The following is a 15,009-nucleotide window of genomic DNA, read 5'->3' as shown; positions in this document are numbered from 1 at the left end:
CCGGCCGGCGGCCGCCCCGCCGGTGCGCGTTAACACCAATGGAGTCCATGTCTCCCGCAAAAGACACTTGGGTCGCGACTCTAATGTCGCTAATCAATGACATCCGCGCCCGTCGCGCGCACGCCCTTGTCAGGAGACATCCGCATGGATCGCCGCCAGTTCCTCACCGCCGCCGCGGCCGCCGCCCTTCCGCTTCCCGCTCTTGCCGAAGACTGGCCCAGGCGTCCGGTACGCCTGGTCGTGGCCTACCCCGCCGGCGGCGGCACCGACGTGGTGGGGCGGCTGTTCGCCGACTACCTCGGCAAGCTCACCGGCCAGTCCGTGGTGGTGGAGAACAAGCCGGGCGGCGCCACCATCCCCGCCACGCAGGACGTGATCCGCGCCAAACCCGACGGCCACACGCTGCTGCTCACGCTGGGTTCGTCTGCCACCTCCGGCGCCCACATCAACAAGGTGCCCTATGACCCGCTGACCGACCTGACCGCGCTGGCAGAGTTGGGCCGCGCGCCTGTGCTGCTGGTGGCGAACAAGGATGCCCCCTTCTCCACACTGGCCGAGATGATCGCCTACTCGAAGCGCAGCAAGACGCCGCTGCATTCCGCTTCCTACGGGCCGGGCACCGCCTCGCACTTCGGCCCGCTGCTGCTCAACAAGCTCTCCGGCTCCCGCCTCGAACCCGTGCTGTACAAGGGCTCGGCGCCGGCCACCCAGGACCTGGTGGGCGGCGTGGTGCCACTGATGATCGACGGCCTGACCACCGCCGTGCCCCTGTACCAGGCAGGCAAGACCAAGGTGCTGGCCAGCACCACGCCCGAGCGCACGGAGATGGCGCCGGGCGCGCCCACCTTCCGCGAGCTGGGCTATCCCGGCATGGAGGTGCTGAGCGGCTACTTCGCACTGTTCGGCCCCAAGGGCATGCCCGCCGACACCGTCGCCGCAGTGTCGGCCGCGGCACAGAAGGTGCTGGCCGACACCGCGTACCACAAGCGCCTGTTCGCCATCGGCGTGCTGCCGCCGCAGGCGGTCACGCCGGACGCGTTCTCCGCGCAGGTCAAGGCAGACCATGCGCGCTGGGGTCAGTTCATCAAGGAGATCGGGTTCAGCCTGGATGCCTGAGGGGAGCGCACGCTGCTGTCCGCATAGATTGGCGCGGCTACATGGCCGCACCTTTGGATATACAATTTGTCTTTGTATATCCATCGATGGAGTCACCCATGCAAGTTGCAAAGTGGGGCAATAGCCTCGCCGTGCGCCTGCCGGCGAGCGTAGTGGAAGCGCTGGACCTGCGCGAAGGCGACGATATCGAGATCGTGATCGAGCAGCCGCGCACCTTCGCCGTCAGCAAGAAGCCGGGAACAGACGAACTGCTGCAACGCCTGCGCCGCTTCCGCGGCAAGCTTCCGGCAGACTTCAAGTTCAGCCGGGATGAGGCGAATGAGCGAGGCTAAGTCTCCCCGGGGTGCCAAGGCTGGGAAAGCCGAGGTATTCCTGGACAGCAATGTGGTGCTCTACCTGCTGTCGGCCGATTCCGCCAAGGCAGACCGCGCCGAGGCGCTGCTGCGCGCCAGGCCCGTCATCAGCGTGCAGGTGCTGAACGAAGTGACCCACGTCTGCGTGCGCAAGCTCGGGATGGCCTGGAACGAGGTCGGGCAGTTTCTGGAACTGGTCAAGAGCCTGTGCCGGGTAGCGCCGCTGACGGTGGACGCGCACGACCTGGCGCGGCGGATCGCGGCACGGCATGGCCTGGCCTTCTATGACGCGTGCATCGTGGCCTGCGCGTCGCTCGAGGGATGCCGGACGCTCTATAGCGAAGACATGCAAGATGGCCGGGTCTTCGAGGAAGGCCTCACGCTGAAGAACCCCTTCGTGTGAGGCGGCGGGAAACCGTGCGCGAGGTGGCGCGGCGTCAGGCCGTACACGCCCCACCCATCCCGCCGCTCCCCGCCTGCAAACAAAAAACCCGCCATCGCCCCAAGGGCGATGGCGGGTCGCAGCGCAAGCGCGCAGCGCTTACTCGGTCACAGCATCCGGCAGGCCGTGGTTGTTCTGCTCCTCTTCATCCGGCCAGCTACGGCCGACCATCCACTCGTACAGCGTCGGCAGCACGATCAGCGTCAGCAGCGTGGCGGTGATCAGCCCGCCGATGATGACGATGGCCAGCGGACGCTGGGTCTCGGAGCCGATGGCGCGCGAGATGGCCATCGGGAACAGGCCCAGCATGGCCAGCAACGCGGTCATCAGCACCGTGCGCAAGCGGTCCATCGAACCGGTCAGCACAGCCTGGCGCACCGGCATGCCCTCGTCGCGCAACTGGTTGAAGTAGGTCACCATCACCACGCCGTTGAGCACGGCCTGGCCGAACAGCGCGATGAAGCCGATCGCCGCCGACACTGACAGCGGGATGCCGGTCAGGAACAGCGCGAACACGCCGCCGATCAGCGCGAACGGGATGTTCGAGATGATCAGCGTGGCGCTCTTGAACGACTTGAAGGCGTTGAACAGCAACAGGAAGATCAGCAGTACCGACAGCGGCACCACGATCGACAGCCGCGCCATGGCGCGCTCCTGGTTCTCGAACTCGCCCGACCAGCTGATCTTCACGTCGTCGGCCTTGACGTTCTTGGCCACCAGCGCCTGCATGTCCTTGACCACGCTGCCCATGTCGCGGTCATGGATGAAGATGCCGATCGAGGTGGTGCGCTGGCCGTTCTCGCGGCTGATGTTCATCGCGCCCGAGGCGGCACGGAAGCTCACCAGCTGCGACAGCGGCACCTGCGCGCCGTCGACCGTCTGCATGAAGATGTTCGGCAGGTTGGGCAGCTCGCGCTCACCCGGCTTCAGCCGCACGGCCACGCTGAAGTGCTTCTCGCCTTCCCACAGCTCGGTCGCCGCCTTGCCGGCCAGCGCGGTTTCCATCAGGTCCTGCACGTCGGCCACGTTGATGCCGTAGCGCGCGGCCTGGGCGCGGTCGAAGTCGAGCACATATTGCGGCAGCTCACCGTCGCGGTCGATAAAGGCGCGCATCACACCCTTGACCGACTGCACGTTGGCCAGGATCTGGTCGGCCACCGCCTTGTTGTGCTCCAGGCTGTCGCTCTGCACCTTGATGACGATCTGGCCCTTGATCTGCGAGATGCTCTCCAGGATGTTGTCGCGCACCGGCTGCGAGAAATTGGGCTCGATGCCGGGCAGCAGCCGCAGGTTGTGGTTGATCTCCTTGATGATCTTGCGCTTGTCGTAGTCGGCGCGCCACAGCTTGTCCGGCTTCAGGTCAACCAGGATCTCGACGGTGTTGATCAGCTTCGGATCGGTGCCGTCGTCGGGGCGGCCCACCTTGGAGATGGTGGTGTTCACTTCGGGCGTCTGGCGGATCACGCCACGCAGCCGGCGCGCCTGGTCGCGCGCTTCGACCAGCGAGACCGAGGCGGGCAAGTCGAAGCTGACCCACATCGAGCCCTCGTCGAGCTCGGGCAGGAACTCGCTGCCGAGGAACTTGCCCACGCCAAGCGTGGCCACCAGCAGGCCCACGGCGATGCCGACCACCGCGCGCTTGTGGTCGAGCGCCCAGGCCAGCATCGGCTGGTAGAGCCGCTTGCAGTAGCGCACCACGAAGTTGTCCTCGTGGGCGATGTTCTTCTTGAGCAACAGGTAGCACAGCAGCGGCACCACCGTCAGCGAGATGATCAGCGAGCCCACCAGGGCGCCGGTGACGGTATAGGCCATCGGGGCGAAGATCTTGCCCTCATGGCGCTGCAGCGTGAAGATCGGGATGTGGGCGGCGATGATGATGACCATCGAGAACACGGTCGGCCGGCCTACCTCGGTGGCGGCCTGCAGGATGGCATGCAGGCGCGCCTTGCTGTCCTTGATCTGCTGCTCCTTGAGCTCACCCAGGCGCTTGAAGATGTTCTCCACCACGATCACCGCGCCGTCCACGATGATGCCGAAGTCCATCGCGCCCAGCGACAGCAGGTTGGCGGGAATGCCCACCCAGGTCAGGCCGATGAAGGTGGACAGCAGCGCCAGCGGGATCACCAGCGCCACGATGGCCGCCGCGCGCACATTGGCCAGGAACAGGTAGAGCACGGCCATCACCAGCAGCGCGCCCTCGACCAGGTTGCCGAACACGGTGTGCAGCGTCTTGTCGATCAGCGTGGAGCGGTCGTAGTAGGGCACGATCTTGACGCCGCGCGGCAGGATCTGCGAATCGAGCAGCTCGATCTTCTTCTTCAGCGCCTCCAGCACGAGCGAGGGGTTCTCGCCCTTGCGCATCACCACGATGCCCGAGACGATGTCGTCCTCGTCATCCTGGCCCATCAGGCCCTGGGGCGGTGCCGCACCCACCTTTACGTCGGCGATGTCCTTGACCAGGATGGGCGTGCCACCATTCTCGGCCACCACCACGTTGGCGATGTCGGCCGAGCTGCGGAAGCTGCCCAGCGAGCGCAGCAGGTACTGCTGCCGCCCGTGCGCCACGGCGCCGCCGCCGGCGTTGGCGTTGCCCCGCTGCAGCGCGGTGAACAGTTGCGCGAGCGAGACCTTGTAGTCGCGCATCTTGCCGAGGTTGGGATTCACCTCGTATTGCTTGATGGAGCCGCCGATGGTGACCACGTCGGCCACGCCGGGCACCTGGCGCAGGTTCTTCTCCACCACCCAGTCCTGCAGCGTGCGCAGCTCCTGCGGGGTGTAGCCCTTGCCGCTCAGCCGGAAGCGGTAGATCTCGCCGATCGCGGTCGACAGCGGTGCCAGGTCGGGGTGCACGCCATCGGGCAGGTCGACGCTGCGCAGCCGCTCGATCACCTGCTGGCGCGCGGTCACGTCGGTGGCCTTGTCATTGAAGGTCACCATCAGGAAGGACAGGCCGAACTGGGTATGCGAGAACACCCGCACCGAATTGGGCGTCCCCGCCAGCGCGGTCTCGATCGGGATGGTGACCTGCCGCTCCACTTCCTCGGCGGCGCGCCCCGGGTAGAGCGTGATCACGTTGACCTGGATGTCGGAGACGTCCGGGAAGGCCTCGATGGGCAGGTTCTTGAAGGCGGCGAGCCCGCCGCCGACGAAGATGATCAGGCCGAGCCAGACGAACAGCTTCTGGTGCAGCGCGAAATTGACGATGCGCGAAATCATGTGGCGGCTGTCCTCAGTGCTTCTCGGCCGCGCGCGCGGCGTTGACCGCCGTGGCATCGCGCAGGATGTCCTGCAGGTAGAGGTTGCCGTCGGTCACGACCTCCTCGCCGTCCTTGAGGCCGTCCAGCACTTCGGTGGTGCCCGGCAGCGTCAGGCCCAGCTTGACCTGGCGGCGCACAAAGGTGTTCGGCGCGCTGCGCACGAACACATAGTTGCGGTTCTCCGCCAGGAAGACCGCTTTCGACGGCACCGCGATGCCGTCGAAGGAGGCCGCGCGCAGCTTGGCGGTGACGTACATCTCGGCCTTCAGGCGGCGGTCCTGGTTGGGCACGGCCAGCCGCACCTTGATGCTGCGCGCGGTCGGATCGACGTAGTCGGCGACCTTGACCACCTTGCCAGTGAAGGTCTCGCCCGGGTAGGCGGCGGACAGGAGCTGCACGTCGACGCCGGGCTTGAACAGGGCGATATCCGCCTCGGCGGCGTCGATCTGGGCCCACAGTACGGTGGGGTCGGTCACCAGGAACAGCGGTGCGGCCGGCGGCTGGTCGGGACGCAGTTCCATGCCGGGGTTGATATTGCGCTCGACCACCAGGCCCTCGATGGGGCTGCGCAGGGCGAAGCGCTGGTTGACGATGTCGGCGCCGGCCTGGCCGTACTGGCGCAGGGCGGCCTGGGTCCGCTGCAGGTCAGCGGCGGCGCGCGCGGCGTCGGCCTGGCTTTGCTCAAGCTCCTTCTGCGCGACGATGCCCGCGTCGTACAGTTCGCGCTGGCGCGCCAGCGCCTTGGCCGCGACCGCGTGATCGGCGGCCGCCTTGCGCGCGTCGGCCTGCGCCGAGCCGAAGTCGGGGGAGGTCAGCATGGCGAGCGACTGGCCCGCCTTCACGCCGGTACCCGGCTGGACCAGGATCTCGGTGACGCGGCCGGCGAAGGGAGTGGCCACGCGCACGGTGCGGTCCTCGTCCCAGACCAGCCGGCCCGGCAGGCTCACCATGCGCTCGCCGCCGCGCTTGACAGGCTCGCCGGCAATGCCGGGCAAGGCTTTCACATTGGCGGGAAACGCGATGGTGGCCCCGCTCACCTTCGGTTCGCCGTCATCCTTGGGTGCCTCGGCCTTGCCGCAGGCGGCCAGGGCAAGCGCCGCCAGGGACAGCGCGACCAGCCGCGCCGGCATGCCGAGGCGGTTCAGGATCGAGGATTCGGCGATTGTCACGGACTGCGGATCAAGGATGCGGCGCATCGGTACGGACCTGGGAATTCGTTGAAGAGCTGGGGCGGCTGGCGCCGCCGGTGGAAGAGGACGACTGCAGGGAGGCGCGGTACGCCGAAAGGGCCTTGGCGAACTCGCCCTGCACGGTGACCGCGTCCAGGCGTGTCTGGCGCAGCGCGCGGCGCGCGTCGAGCAGGTCGAGCACGCCCGACGCGCCCTTGCCGTAGGCGAACTCGGCGCTGGCGGCCACGCTCTCGGCCGTGGGCAGCACGGCCTCGCGCATCTGGCGCAGCGACAGCCGCGACGCCTCGACCTGGTCATGCAGGCGCCCGATCTCGTTCTGCGCCTCGAGCATGACGCGGTTGCGGTCGTCGAGCGCGGCGTAGTAGTCCACCTCGGCACGGCGCGCCTCGCCGCCGAAGCTGTGGCGCACGTGCAGCGGGATCGACAGGAATACGCCGAAGCTGTTGCCCGTGCCGGTCTGATTGGCTTCGGACACCGGGTAGTGCTCGGCCTGCGCGCCGACGGTGACGTCGGGCACGCGCCCGGCGCGGGCCAGGTCGCGCGCGGATGCCGCGGCGGCCAGGCGCGCCTCGGCGGCGGTGACATCGGGCCGGCGCTCCAGGGTATCGGGCCCGGCCAGCGGCGCCGCGGCGTCCAGCGCAGGCCAGTCCGGCACCAGGCGGTTGTCCTGCAGCGTGCCCGGCACGCCGATGGACTGCGCCAGCGCCGCCTTGTCGCGCAGGTGGTCGGCGGTGGCCTGGCGCAGGTCGGACTGCGCGCGCAGCGCGTCGAGCTGCAGCTTGGTCACATCGGCGCGTGCCACGTCGCCTGCCTTCAGCCGGTTCTCGTTGGCCTGCTGGGTGCGCCGGTACAGCTCGACCGTTTCCGTCAGCACGGCCACCCGCTCCTGGCTGACCGCCGCACTGTAGAAGGCCTGGTCGACCGCGGCCGACTGCTGGGTGATGACCGCTTGCAGCAGTTCGCCGGCGGCGACATTGGCGCGCCGGGCGGTTTCCGTGCGCAGCCCGCCCTTGTTGGCGGTCTCGATCACCTGGTCGATGCGGATGGTGGAATCCACCGTCTTGTTGCGCGGACTGCCACTGCCAACGCCCAGGTGCGGGTTGATGTTGGCCACGCCCAGGCTGAGCACCGGGTTGGGCCGCTGCGAAGCCACCTGGATGTCGGCCTGGCTGGCTTCCTCATTGCGCCGGGCGGCAATGATGTCGCGGTTACACCGCTGCGCATCCAGGCGGGCCTGTGCCATTGTCAGGGCGGCCTTGGCCGGCGGCGGCTGGCAGGGCCCGTCCGCCGGCAGAGGCGAGCTGTCCGCCTGCGCGCCTGTAGTGGCAACTGCGAACAGCGCAGCGGAAGCTGCACGTAAAAAAGAAAAGCGCACGATCAGAAGGCTTCGATTCGAATCAATAGTGAGATCGGGGATCCCGCGGGCGCGAGAGTCGATTGGCGCACAAACGCAGCGAACTTGCGCAGTTCTTGCTGCAATCTGTGGCATACCTGTTGGCAACCTGCCGAGGAAAGGCGCGCGCGCAAACCCACCGGCGAGATTCAAACCGATGATGATTACAAACGGCTTTCAACCTGGCAAGAAAATGCGAGGCCGCGTGGTATTACGGCGAATACCCAGGGGAAACCCCAGGCATATCAGAAGCCACCCTGCATCACGCGGCACCGCGGCGAATCGGCCGCCGGTCCCCCTGATCGTGATACGGGTGCGGGGCAGAGCACGGCACCCTGCCCACCGCGCGCTCCGCCATGATGGCTGCCATGCGGCCGCACCGCGCGCGGATGGATGCCTGGCGTTCGACGGCCTCAGGGAGACAGCGCGATGGCGCTCAGGCTGCTGCCCACGCCAACCAAACCGAGCCCGGTGACCAGCGTCAGCGCGCCGCTGGCCGGGTCGATGGCGAAGACACCGATGCCACTGCCGTTGCCGCTCGTGACGTAGACGAAGGTACCCGAGGCGTCGACGGCCAGGGCCGTCGGGCTCCGCACCACGATAAAGGGACTGCCGTTCACCGGTTTCAGCGTGCCCTTGGTCGCGTCCGCCGCGAAGGCCGACACCGTGCTGTCATTGCCATTCGCCACGAACACGAACCGTCCATCCGGGCTGACGGCGACAGCCGACGGTTGCGAACCGGTGACAAAAGGACTGCCGGCAACGATCTGCAGGAAACCATTGGCCGCGCTGGTCGAGAACACGGAAACGGTGTTGCTATCGCGGCTGGCCACATAGATGAACGTGCCTTGCGGGTTGATGGCGACGGCCTCCGGCGTGCGGCCGGTCGCCTGCGCGCTGCCAAGGACCAGACTGAGGGCGCCGCTGGACGGATTCACGGCATACGTCGATACCGTGTCGTTGTTGGCCTGGTTGAGCAGGTAGGCAAAGGTGCCGGCGGGATGCAGCGCGAGGGCGAAGGGCCCGCCCGGCGTCAGGAACGGGCTGCCGGTGATATTGCTCAGACGGCCCGTACCGCTATTGATTGCCAGCGCGGAAACGGTGCCACTGCCGAAATTGGCCACATAGGCGAAGGTGCCGGCGGGATGGATGGCCAGGGAAGTGGGCGAGAGGCCCACCTGGACGTCGCCCAGCAGTGGCACGACCGTACCATTGGCCGTGTTCAATGAAAAGGCCGAGACGGAACCGGAGCCCTTGTTCGCGACATAGGCGAAGGTGCCGACAGGGTTCACCGCGACCGCGACCGGCGTCTGGCCGGTGAGGACCGCGAGGCCGCCCGTCGCCGTCAGTGCGCCGCTGGTGGCGTTTAGTGCGAACGTCGTCAGGCTGTTGCCGGTCGAGTCCGTCACCAGCGCGAACTGGGTGCGGGTCGTGCAGGCGACCAGCACGCCGGTCACGTTGGCCGAGCCCATGGTGCCGCTGCCATTGCTGACGGCGCAGCGCTGGCCGGACGGCTGGACGGCGACCGTGACAGCAAACGGGGCGCCGCTGGCCAGCCCCGCCGAGAACTGGAAGTTCCCGTTTGAATTGACGACCGTCAGGTCGGTCCTGTTGTTGAACAGCGAAACTGAAGTGCCTGGTAACAGGCCGGACACTACGCCGCCCACGGTCAGTGAACCGCTGCCGCTGCCGGGGCTGGTGAGGAACACACTGCCGCCATCGCCGCCGCTGCATCCACCCAGCCCGGAAACGAGGGCCAGCACGATGGCGAGCGTGCGGCCTCTGGAAGCAATCGTCATCTCTGTCGACCCCCAAGCTAAACCGGCGGTGGCGCATCCGGCTCCCCGCACGCATGCCCGGCGCGCCGCGTGACGGCGACGTGCCATTGGGGAATTGTGGTATCCCCTGAGGCGAAGTCAAGCGCGCACGGTGCGCCACCACGCCTACGTGGCCGCCCCTTTTGGACGTCTACAATGGGAGGCCACGGAAACAGGCCGCAAAAAAGGGGAAACAGCATGCCCAAGCGAGCACGGGACGCCTTCGAGGCCACGCCCACGGAGACCACGCCGGAGGGCCTGATACGCCTCATTCATCACATCACCCATGCCGCCAGCCACGGCCTGCTCGACCCGGAATTCGTGCGCAAGCTCGGCAAGCGGGTGGAAAAGGAAGCCGAGCTGCTGAAAAGCTCGGCCAGCCTCGACATGTCCCAGGCCGGAACGCTCGATGAAGCGCTGATCCGCCTGGCGAGCGTGGTCTGCGCTTCGGAGGGCGCGCTACTGACCCGGGCCGTCAACCGGCTGCGGGCGGCCGACGCCTGAGCACGGGCCGCCGCGTCATCCCATCCCCGCCTCGCGCTCTGCCTGCTGCCGCACACGGGCCAGCATGCGCCGCCGGATGAGTCCGCTGACCGGACGAATCGCATACCAATAGGGCGCGAAGCGGCGGCGGACAGCCGGCGTGGGGCAGAACACGCGCGTTTCGGTGCACAGCACGGTCCGGCCGGCGGCATCCGCATCGGCAGCAAACCCCATCACCAGCCGGCACACGTCGGTCCGCTCGTTCGACTTGAACAGCTCCGGCGTGCGGATATCCACCAATCCATAGTCTGCGCGCCAGAAGGCGCCGGTCAGCCCGTAGGCGAGCGCGCGGTCGCCGTCGCGGCCCAGGAAGGTGAAATCGCCCAGATCCAGCGCGGGCCGCTGCGACAGGCCGAGCAGGCGCGACGGCAGTTCACGCAGCCGGATGGCCAGCCGGATGAAGGCATCGTCCTGCGCACGCTGGCCCGCAGCGCAATCCATCACAATGCCGGCCGGTGCGCGGATGACGGTGGTGTGGCACTCGTGGAAATCGTAGCCGGGCAGGAATTCGTCGATCAGGGTCATGGCGTGACTATGCCATGCGCACCGGCGATTCTGCATAAGGCGGAACGGACGGGCCCGGCCGCTCAGCCCTGCAATCCGGCCTCGATGCGCGTCGTCAGGCGCGCGAACCACGCCCGCAGCGCGCCGTCGATCGGCGCCAGGGGCACCGAACAGGCAAGGATGCGGTAGACCCCGCTGCGCGGTAGCTTCGAGGCCTTGGCGGGATCCAGCCAGGCATCGTTGCCGACCAGCAGCGACAGGGTCTCGAGGCCGATCAGGATCGGCCACAGGCAGGCCAGGCGCAGGCGGATGGCGTTCGCGGGAATGGCGAGCGTGTAGGCGATCGCCTCCTGGAAATGCGCTAGAGTCGTGCGCACCATCGCGTGCATCAGCGGCCGGCCACGCTGCGAGGCATCGGGCAGCAGCAGGTCTTCCGGGCGCAGGCCGAAGCGCTCGAGCATGGCTTGCGGCAGGTAGCAGCGGCCGATGCGCAGGTCCTTGCCGCAGTCGCGCAGCACGTTGACCATCTGCAGCGCCTTGCCGAAGCGCACGCCGCGCGCCAGCATCGCCGCAGGATCGCCCTTGAGCGTGCCCGGCAGGTGGGCGTAGGTCATCTTGGTCCAGAACTCCCCCACGCATCCCGCGACCAGATACGTATAGGTATCGAGCTCCGCCGGCTCCTGCAGCGCGACGATGCGGCCCGAACGCTCGTCGGGGAAGGTGCGCAGGTCGAACTCCATGCCCTCGGTGAGCGTGCTCACGATCTCGCGCACGGCCTGCCGGTCGGCGAGGTCGAGCTGCGCCAGCACGTCCAGCGCGGGGCCCAGCGATTCCAGCAGCACGCGTTCGTCCGACTGGGTCTGCTGCCCAGCCACCTCCTCGGCCAGGCGCCGCACCAGCGTGCCGTCGTCGGCCGCGCCATTGACCCGATCGCGCAGCGACAGCAGCAGCTCCAGGCGCTGCCCGGGTGGAATCAGCGCGGTATCGGCAATCGTGTCAGCAGCGCGCGCCAGCAGGTAGGCCAGGCCGACCGGATCGCGCATTCCCTCCGGCAGGATGCGCAGCGTCAGGTAGAAGGAGCGCGAAACGCCTTTGAGCAGCGGGCCGAGCAGGAAGGCCCGGGAGGGAGTCGACATGGCAGGGGAAGAGACAGGGACGGGGAATACGGAAAATGCAGCCGCATTGTATCGTCCCCGCGTACGCCGCCAGGCTTCAAGGCGCGCCGCTCTCGTCCAGCCGCTGCACGGCGGGGGCCACGTCCTCCGCCGCAGCCACCCGCATCACGCGAGGCGACGCGGCGTCGAAGCCGGTATCGGCCTCGTGGGCCCAGGTGACGTGGTAGGGCATGTAGATGCCCCAGCCGCCCAGCGCCACCACCGGTTCGATATCCGAGCGCAGCGAGTTGCCGACCATGGCGAAGTGTCGCGCATCGATGCCGAGGCCGCGCAGCACGCGGCGGTAGGTGGCATCGTCCTTCTCCGACACGATCTCGATGCGCTCGAACAGGCTGGCCAGCCCGCTCTGCGCCACCTTGCGCTCCTGGTGGATCAAGTCGCCCTTGGTGATCAGCACCACCCTGTGCCGCGCGGCCACGGCCCGCACCGCCTCGCGCATGCCGGGCAGCAGCTCTACGGGGTGCGTGAACACGGCCTTGCCGATGGCCAGGATCTCGCGCATGTCGGCGCCGCTGATGCGCGCGTCGGTCAGCGCGATGGCGGTCTCCATCAGCGACAGCGTCATGGCCTTGACGCCATAGCCGAACAAGCGGGTGTTGGCGCGCTCCATTTCCAGCAGCCGCTCCCGCACCCGCGCCTCGGCCACGTCGACATAGCGTCCGACAATGGCTTCAAAGTCCGCGTGGGCCTGCTGATAGTAGCCTTCGCTGTGCCACAAGGTATCGTCGCCATCGAAGCCTACGATCTCGATCATGCTGTTCTCCTGTCTGCATCCGGCGGTGGCGCGCCGCCACCCGCCACTATCAGCCTAGCGTACGCGGTCGGCGCGGGTGCGTCCACGCATAAAGCATGCGCGGCGGCGCGCTCAGCAGGTCTCGACCAGGCGCGCGGCGGTGCCGTCCGCGAGCGTGATCCGCGTCCAGCGGCAGCGGCTGGAGCGGATCGGCACCAGCGCGCTGCGGTTGGCGCCCGTATCGAACTCCAGCGCCGGCGGCGCGAGCACGCCGCGCCAGCCCAGTGCCTCCAGCGCCAGCTCCCGGCGCAGGATCTCTTCGGTGGCGAAGCGCAGCATCGGCCGGCCCATCAACGCGGACAGCGGCGCCTGGAACTCGGCGGCGCGCGCCGGCGAGCATGCCAGCAGCCGGTGCGTCAGGTCGCAGACCAGGTGCATCGGGCGCGGACTGTCGCAGATCAGCCTGGCCAGCGCGTGGTCGGCCGCTGCGCTGAGCCGCGCCGACAGCAGCCGCTCCACCTTGGCCCGCTCCGCCGGCTCCATCAACATGGCCCCAGACTCCCAGCGGGAAATGGTGGACTGGGCCACGCCGAACAGCGCGGCGGCGTGCGCCTGCTTGACGCGGTGCAGCCGGCGCCAGCGCCGCAGCGCGGCACCCAGCGGCGCGGAGATAGGAAGCAGATCGGTCATGGCGGTGAGGGGCGGTCGTGGACACGGCCACGTGGGCCGGGTCAGCCAGCATAGGCCCAACGTGTTGCTCGGAGCAACGGGCGCCATGTCGCGCACGATCGATACGCACCAGGTGAGCCGCTCGAACAACATCAACGGTTCACTGAGCTACGACGTCATTCGCACGGCCCCGCGCCGTGCCGGCGCGAACGCCACCGCGCTTGCTGTCGCGAGAACGGCCACGCCCGCTGCGCCGTACATCATCACCCAGCCGAACCCGTGCACGAGCGCCGCATGCAACGCCGCGCCGGTCGGGTCGGCCTGCGCAAGCGCCGGCGCGATCGCCTGCAGCCCGTCGGTGCGGCCGGACGCGATTTCCTGCGCGAGCGTGCGCAGCGCCGCGTCGCCGACCGTGCCGCCAATACCCGCTTTCAGGCTCGCGACGATCCCTGCAACCAGCACGAAGCCCATCGCCGCGATATTCAGCGCGAGCGAGATCATCCGCGCGCTCATGTCGATGCCGGACGCCATCCCGGCGCGCGTGCTCGGCACCGCGCCGGTCGTCGTGTTGGTGACGGGCGTGTTGGTGAGGCCGAGCCCGATGCCGGCGATCACGCAGCCGGGCAGCATTGTGAGCCAGCTCGCATGCTCGGCCGCGCTACCGATCCGCATCAGCGCGAAACCCGCCGCGATCGTGAACAGGCCGCCCGGAATCACGACGCCCGGCCCGTAGCGCAGCGCGAGCCGCTCGCCGACCGGCGGCGCGATCAATGTTGGCAGCGTGTACGCGAGCAGCGCGAGGCCGGCTGTCACGCTGTCGTAGCCGAGTGCAACCTGGAACCAGATCGGCAGGTAGATCATGAACGGCCAGAAGCTGAAGTTCATCCCCATCGAACCGAAGATCGCGCCGGTGAACGCGCGAATCCGGAACACGGAGAAATCGAACATCGGCCGCGCGCTCGCGCGCTCCGCGACGAAGAAGCCGGCGAGCGCCAGCACGGTCGCGCCGAGCACGCAGAGGCCCGCTGCGCTCGTCAGCCCGAGTTCCGCGCTTTGCGTGATATAGAAGGCGAGGCCGAGCACCGCGAGCGACAGCGTGACGATGCCTGCCACATCGAGCTTGCCCGCGTGCGGATCGCGCGACTCCTGCACCGCGCCGCCGATCAGCGCGAGCGCGACGGCCGCAAGCGGCGCGTGGACGAGGAACACCCACGGCCAGCTGGCAAGCGCGACGATCGCGCCGCCGACGATCGGCCCGAAGCCGAGCCCGATCCCGAACACGATCCCCCAGATCCCGAACGCGCGGCCGCGCTCGCGGCCCTCGCGGAACTGGTGCGACAGCACCGCGATCTGGCAGATCAGCATCGCGCCGCCGCTCGCGCCCTGCAGCAGTCGGCCCGCGACGAGCACCGGCACGTTCGGCGCGAGCCCGCACAGCAGCGAGGTCGCGCCGAACAGCACGGTGCCGATCACGTACACGCGCTTGCGGCCGAACCGGTCGGCTAGCGTGCCGGCCGCCATCAGCACGGTCGTGCACGCGATCGTGTACGCGTTCATGATCCACTGCATGCCGTTGAAATCGCCGTGCAGCACGTGTTCGAGCGTCGGCAGGATCACCGGCACGCTCGAAATTTCGAGGCCGAACATCAGCGACGTGAGACAGACGGCCGCGAGCGCGACCGCATTCCTGCGGGAGTCGGATAGCGTCATGCGTATTGCGCGGCGACCCGCGACGGGCCACCGCGCCTCCAATCGAAGAAGATGCGCCGCGCGCGGCCGGTGACGCGCGCTGAACGGGAATCGGTACTATAGTGAGA

The 15,009-nt window shown here is 68.3% G+C and carries 13 protein-coding genes; 4 read left to right on the top strand and 9 right to left on the bottom strand.

Annotation, left to right across the window (positions count from 1 at the left end; all coding sequences use genetic code 11):
* The first annotated feature begins 144 nt into the window (after nucleotides 1-144).
* From AC1Z3O_RS20745 to AC1Z3O_RS20735, 3 genes are all read left to right on the top strand, one after another.
* Nucleotides 145-1,116, top strand: a complete 972-nt coding sequence (locus AC1Z3O_RS20745; RefSeq protein ID WP_483517769.1) for a tripartite tricarboxylate transporter substrate binding protein — start codon at nucleotides 145-147, stop codon at nucleotides 1,114-1,116.
* Between the two features lie 98 nt (nucleotides 1,117-1,214).
* Nucleotides 1,215-1,448, top strand: coding sequence for an AbrB/MazE/SpoVT family DNA-binding domain-containing protein (locus AC1Z3O_RS20740; RefSeq protein ID WP_483517768.1), 234 nt, complete (start codon nucleotides 1,215-1,217; stop codon nucleotides 1,446-1,448).
* Entirely contained in the window at nucleotides 1,435-1,872 is a 438-nt protein-coding gene (locus AC1Z3O_RS20735; RefSeq protein ID WP_483517767.1) for a PIN domain-containing protein, read from the top strand. The genes AC1Z3O_RS20740 and AC1Z3O_RS20735 overlap by 14 nt, the downstream gene beginning before the upstream one ends.
* A gap of 138 nt (nucleotides 1,873-2,010) precedes the next feature.
* Here the strand turns inward: AC1Z3O_RS20735 and AC1Z3O_RS20730 are convergent, their stop codons facing one another.
* The 4 genes from AC1Z3O_RS20730 to AC1Z3O_RS20715 all read right to left on the bottom strand — a co-directional run bounded on the left by AC1Z3O_RS20730 (nucleotide 2,011) and on the right by AC1Z3O_RS20715 (nucleotide 9,637).
* The gene (locus tag AC1Z3O_RS20730) at nucleotides 2,011-5,127 is read right to left on the bottom strand and encodes an efflux RND transporter permease subunit (RefSeq protein WP_483517766.1); all 3,117 of its coding nucleotides are present in this window, start codon (nucleotides 5,125-5,127) and stop codon (nucleotides 2,011-2,013) included.
* 13 nt (nucleotides 5,128-5,140) lie between these two features.
* Complete coding sequence (locus AC1Z3O_RS20725) at nucleotides 5,141-6,298, bottom strand: efflux RND transporter periplasmic adaptor subunit (RefSeq protein WP_483521871.1); 1,158 nt, start codon at nucleotides 6,296-6,298, stop codon at nucleotides 5,141-5,143.
* A 49-nt stretch (nucleotides 6,299-6,347) separates the two neighbouring features.
* Nucleotides 6,348-7,601: a TolC family protein gene (locus AC1Z3O_RS20720; protein ID WP_483517765.1), complete on the bottom strand. Its 1,254-nt coding sequence runs from the start codon at nucleotides 7,599-7,601 to the stop codon at nucleotides 6,348-6,350.
* A gap of 563 nt (nucleotides 7,602-8,164) precedes the next feature.
* A complete protein-coding gene (locus AC1Z3O_RS20715) occupies nucleotides 8,165-9,637 on the bottom strand; it encodes a lactonase family protein (protein ID WP_483517764.1) in 1,473 nt (490 codons plus the stop codon).
* A 129-nt stretch (nucleotides 9,638-9,766) separates the two neighbouring features.
* Here AC1Z3O_RS20715 and AC1Z3O_RS20710 point away from each other — a divergent pair, with 129 nt between their 5' ends.
* Nucleotides 9,767-10,072 (top strand): hypothetical protein, encoded by a 306-nt coding sequence (locus AC1Z3O_RS20710; protein WP_483517763.1) that lies wholly within the window; start codon nucleotides 9,767-9,769, stop codon nucleotides 10,070-10,072.
* A gap of 15 nt (nucleotides 10,073-10,087) precedes the next feature.
* Here AC1Z3O_RS20710 and AC1Z3O_RS20705 read toward each other — a convergent pair whose 3' ends face one another.
* The 5 genes from AC1Z3O_RS20705 to AC1Z3O_RS20685 form a co-directional block, all read right to left on the bottom strand.
* The gene (locus tag AC1Z3O_RS20705) at nucleotides 10,088-10,636 is read right to left on the bottom strand and encodes a hypothetical protein (RefSeq protein ID WP_483517762.1); all 549 of its coding nucleotides are present in this window, start codon (nucleotides 10,634-10,636) and stop codon (nucleotides 10,088-10,090) included.
* Nucleotides 10,637-10,698: 62 nt separating this feature from the next.
* The gene (locus tag AC1Z3O_RS20700) at nucleotides 10,699-11,751 is read right to left on the bottom strand and encodes a phytoene/squalene synthase family protein (protein ID WP_483517761.1); all 1,053 of its coding nucleotides are present in this window, start codon (nucleotides 11,749-11,751) and stop codon (nucleotides 10,699-10,701) included.
* Nucleotides 11,752-11,827: 76 nt separating this feature from the next.
* Nucleotides 11,828-12,544: an HAD family hydrolase gene (locus tag AC1Z3O_RS20695; RefSeq protein WP_483517760.1), complete on the bottom strand. Its 717-nt coding sequence runs from the start codon at nucleotides 12,542-12,544 to the stop codon at nucleotides 11,828-11,830.
* Nucleotides 12,545-12,655: 111 nt separating this feature from the next.
* Complete coding sequence (locus AC1Z3O_RS20690) at nucleotides 12,656-13,213, bottom strand: helix-turn-helix domain-containing protein (protein ID WP_483517759.1); 558 nt, start codon at nucleotides 13,211-13,213, stop codon at nucleotides 12,656-12,658.
* A 147-nt stretch (nucleotides 13,214-13,360) separates the two neighbouring features.
* Nucleotides 13,361-14,902: an MFS transporter gene (locus AC1Z3O_RS20685; protein ID WP_483517758.1), complete on the bottom strand. Its 1,542-nt coding sequence runs from the start codon at nucleotides 14,900-14,902 to the stop codon at nucleotides 13,361-13,363.
* Between the last annotated feature and the right edge of the window lie 107 nt (nucleotides 14,903-15,009).

The sequence above is a fragment of the Cupriavidus sp. 09_S30 genome, assembly GCF_056930435.1.
This window is presented reverse-complemented; position numbering and strand designations above follow the sequence as displayed.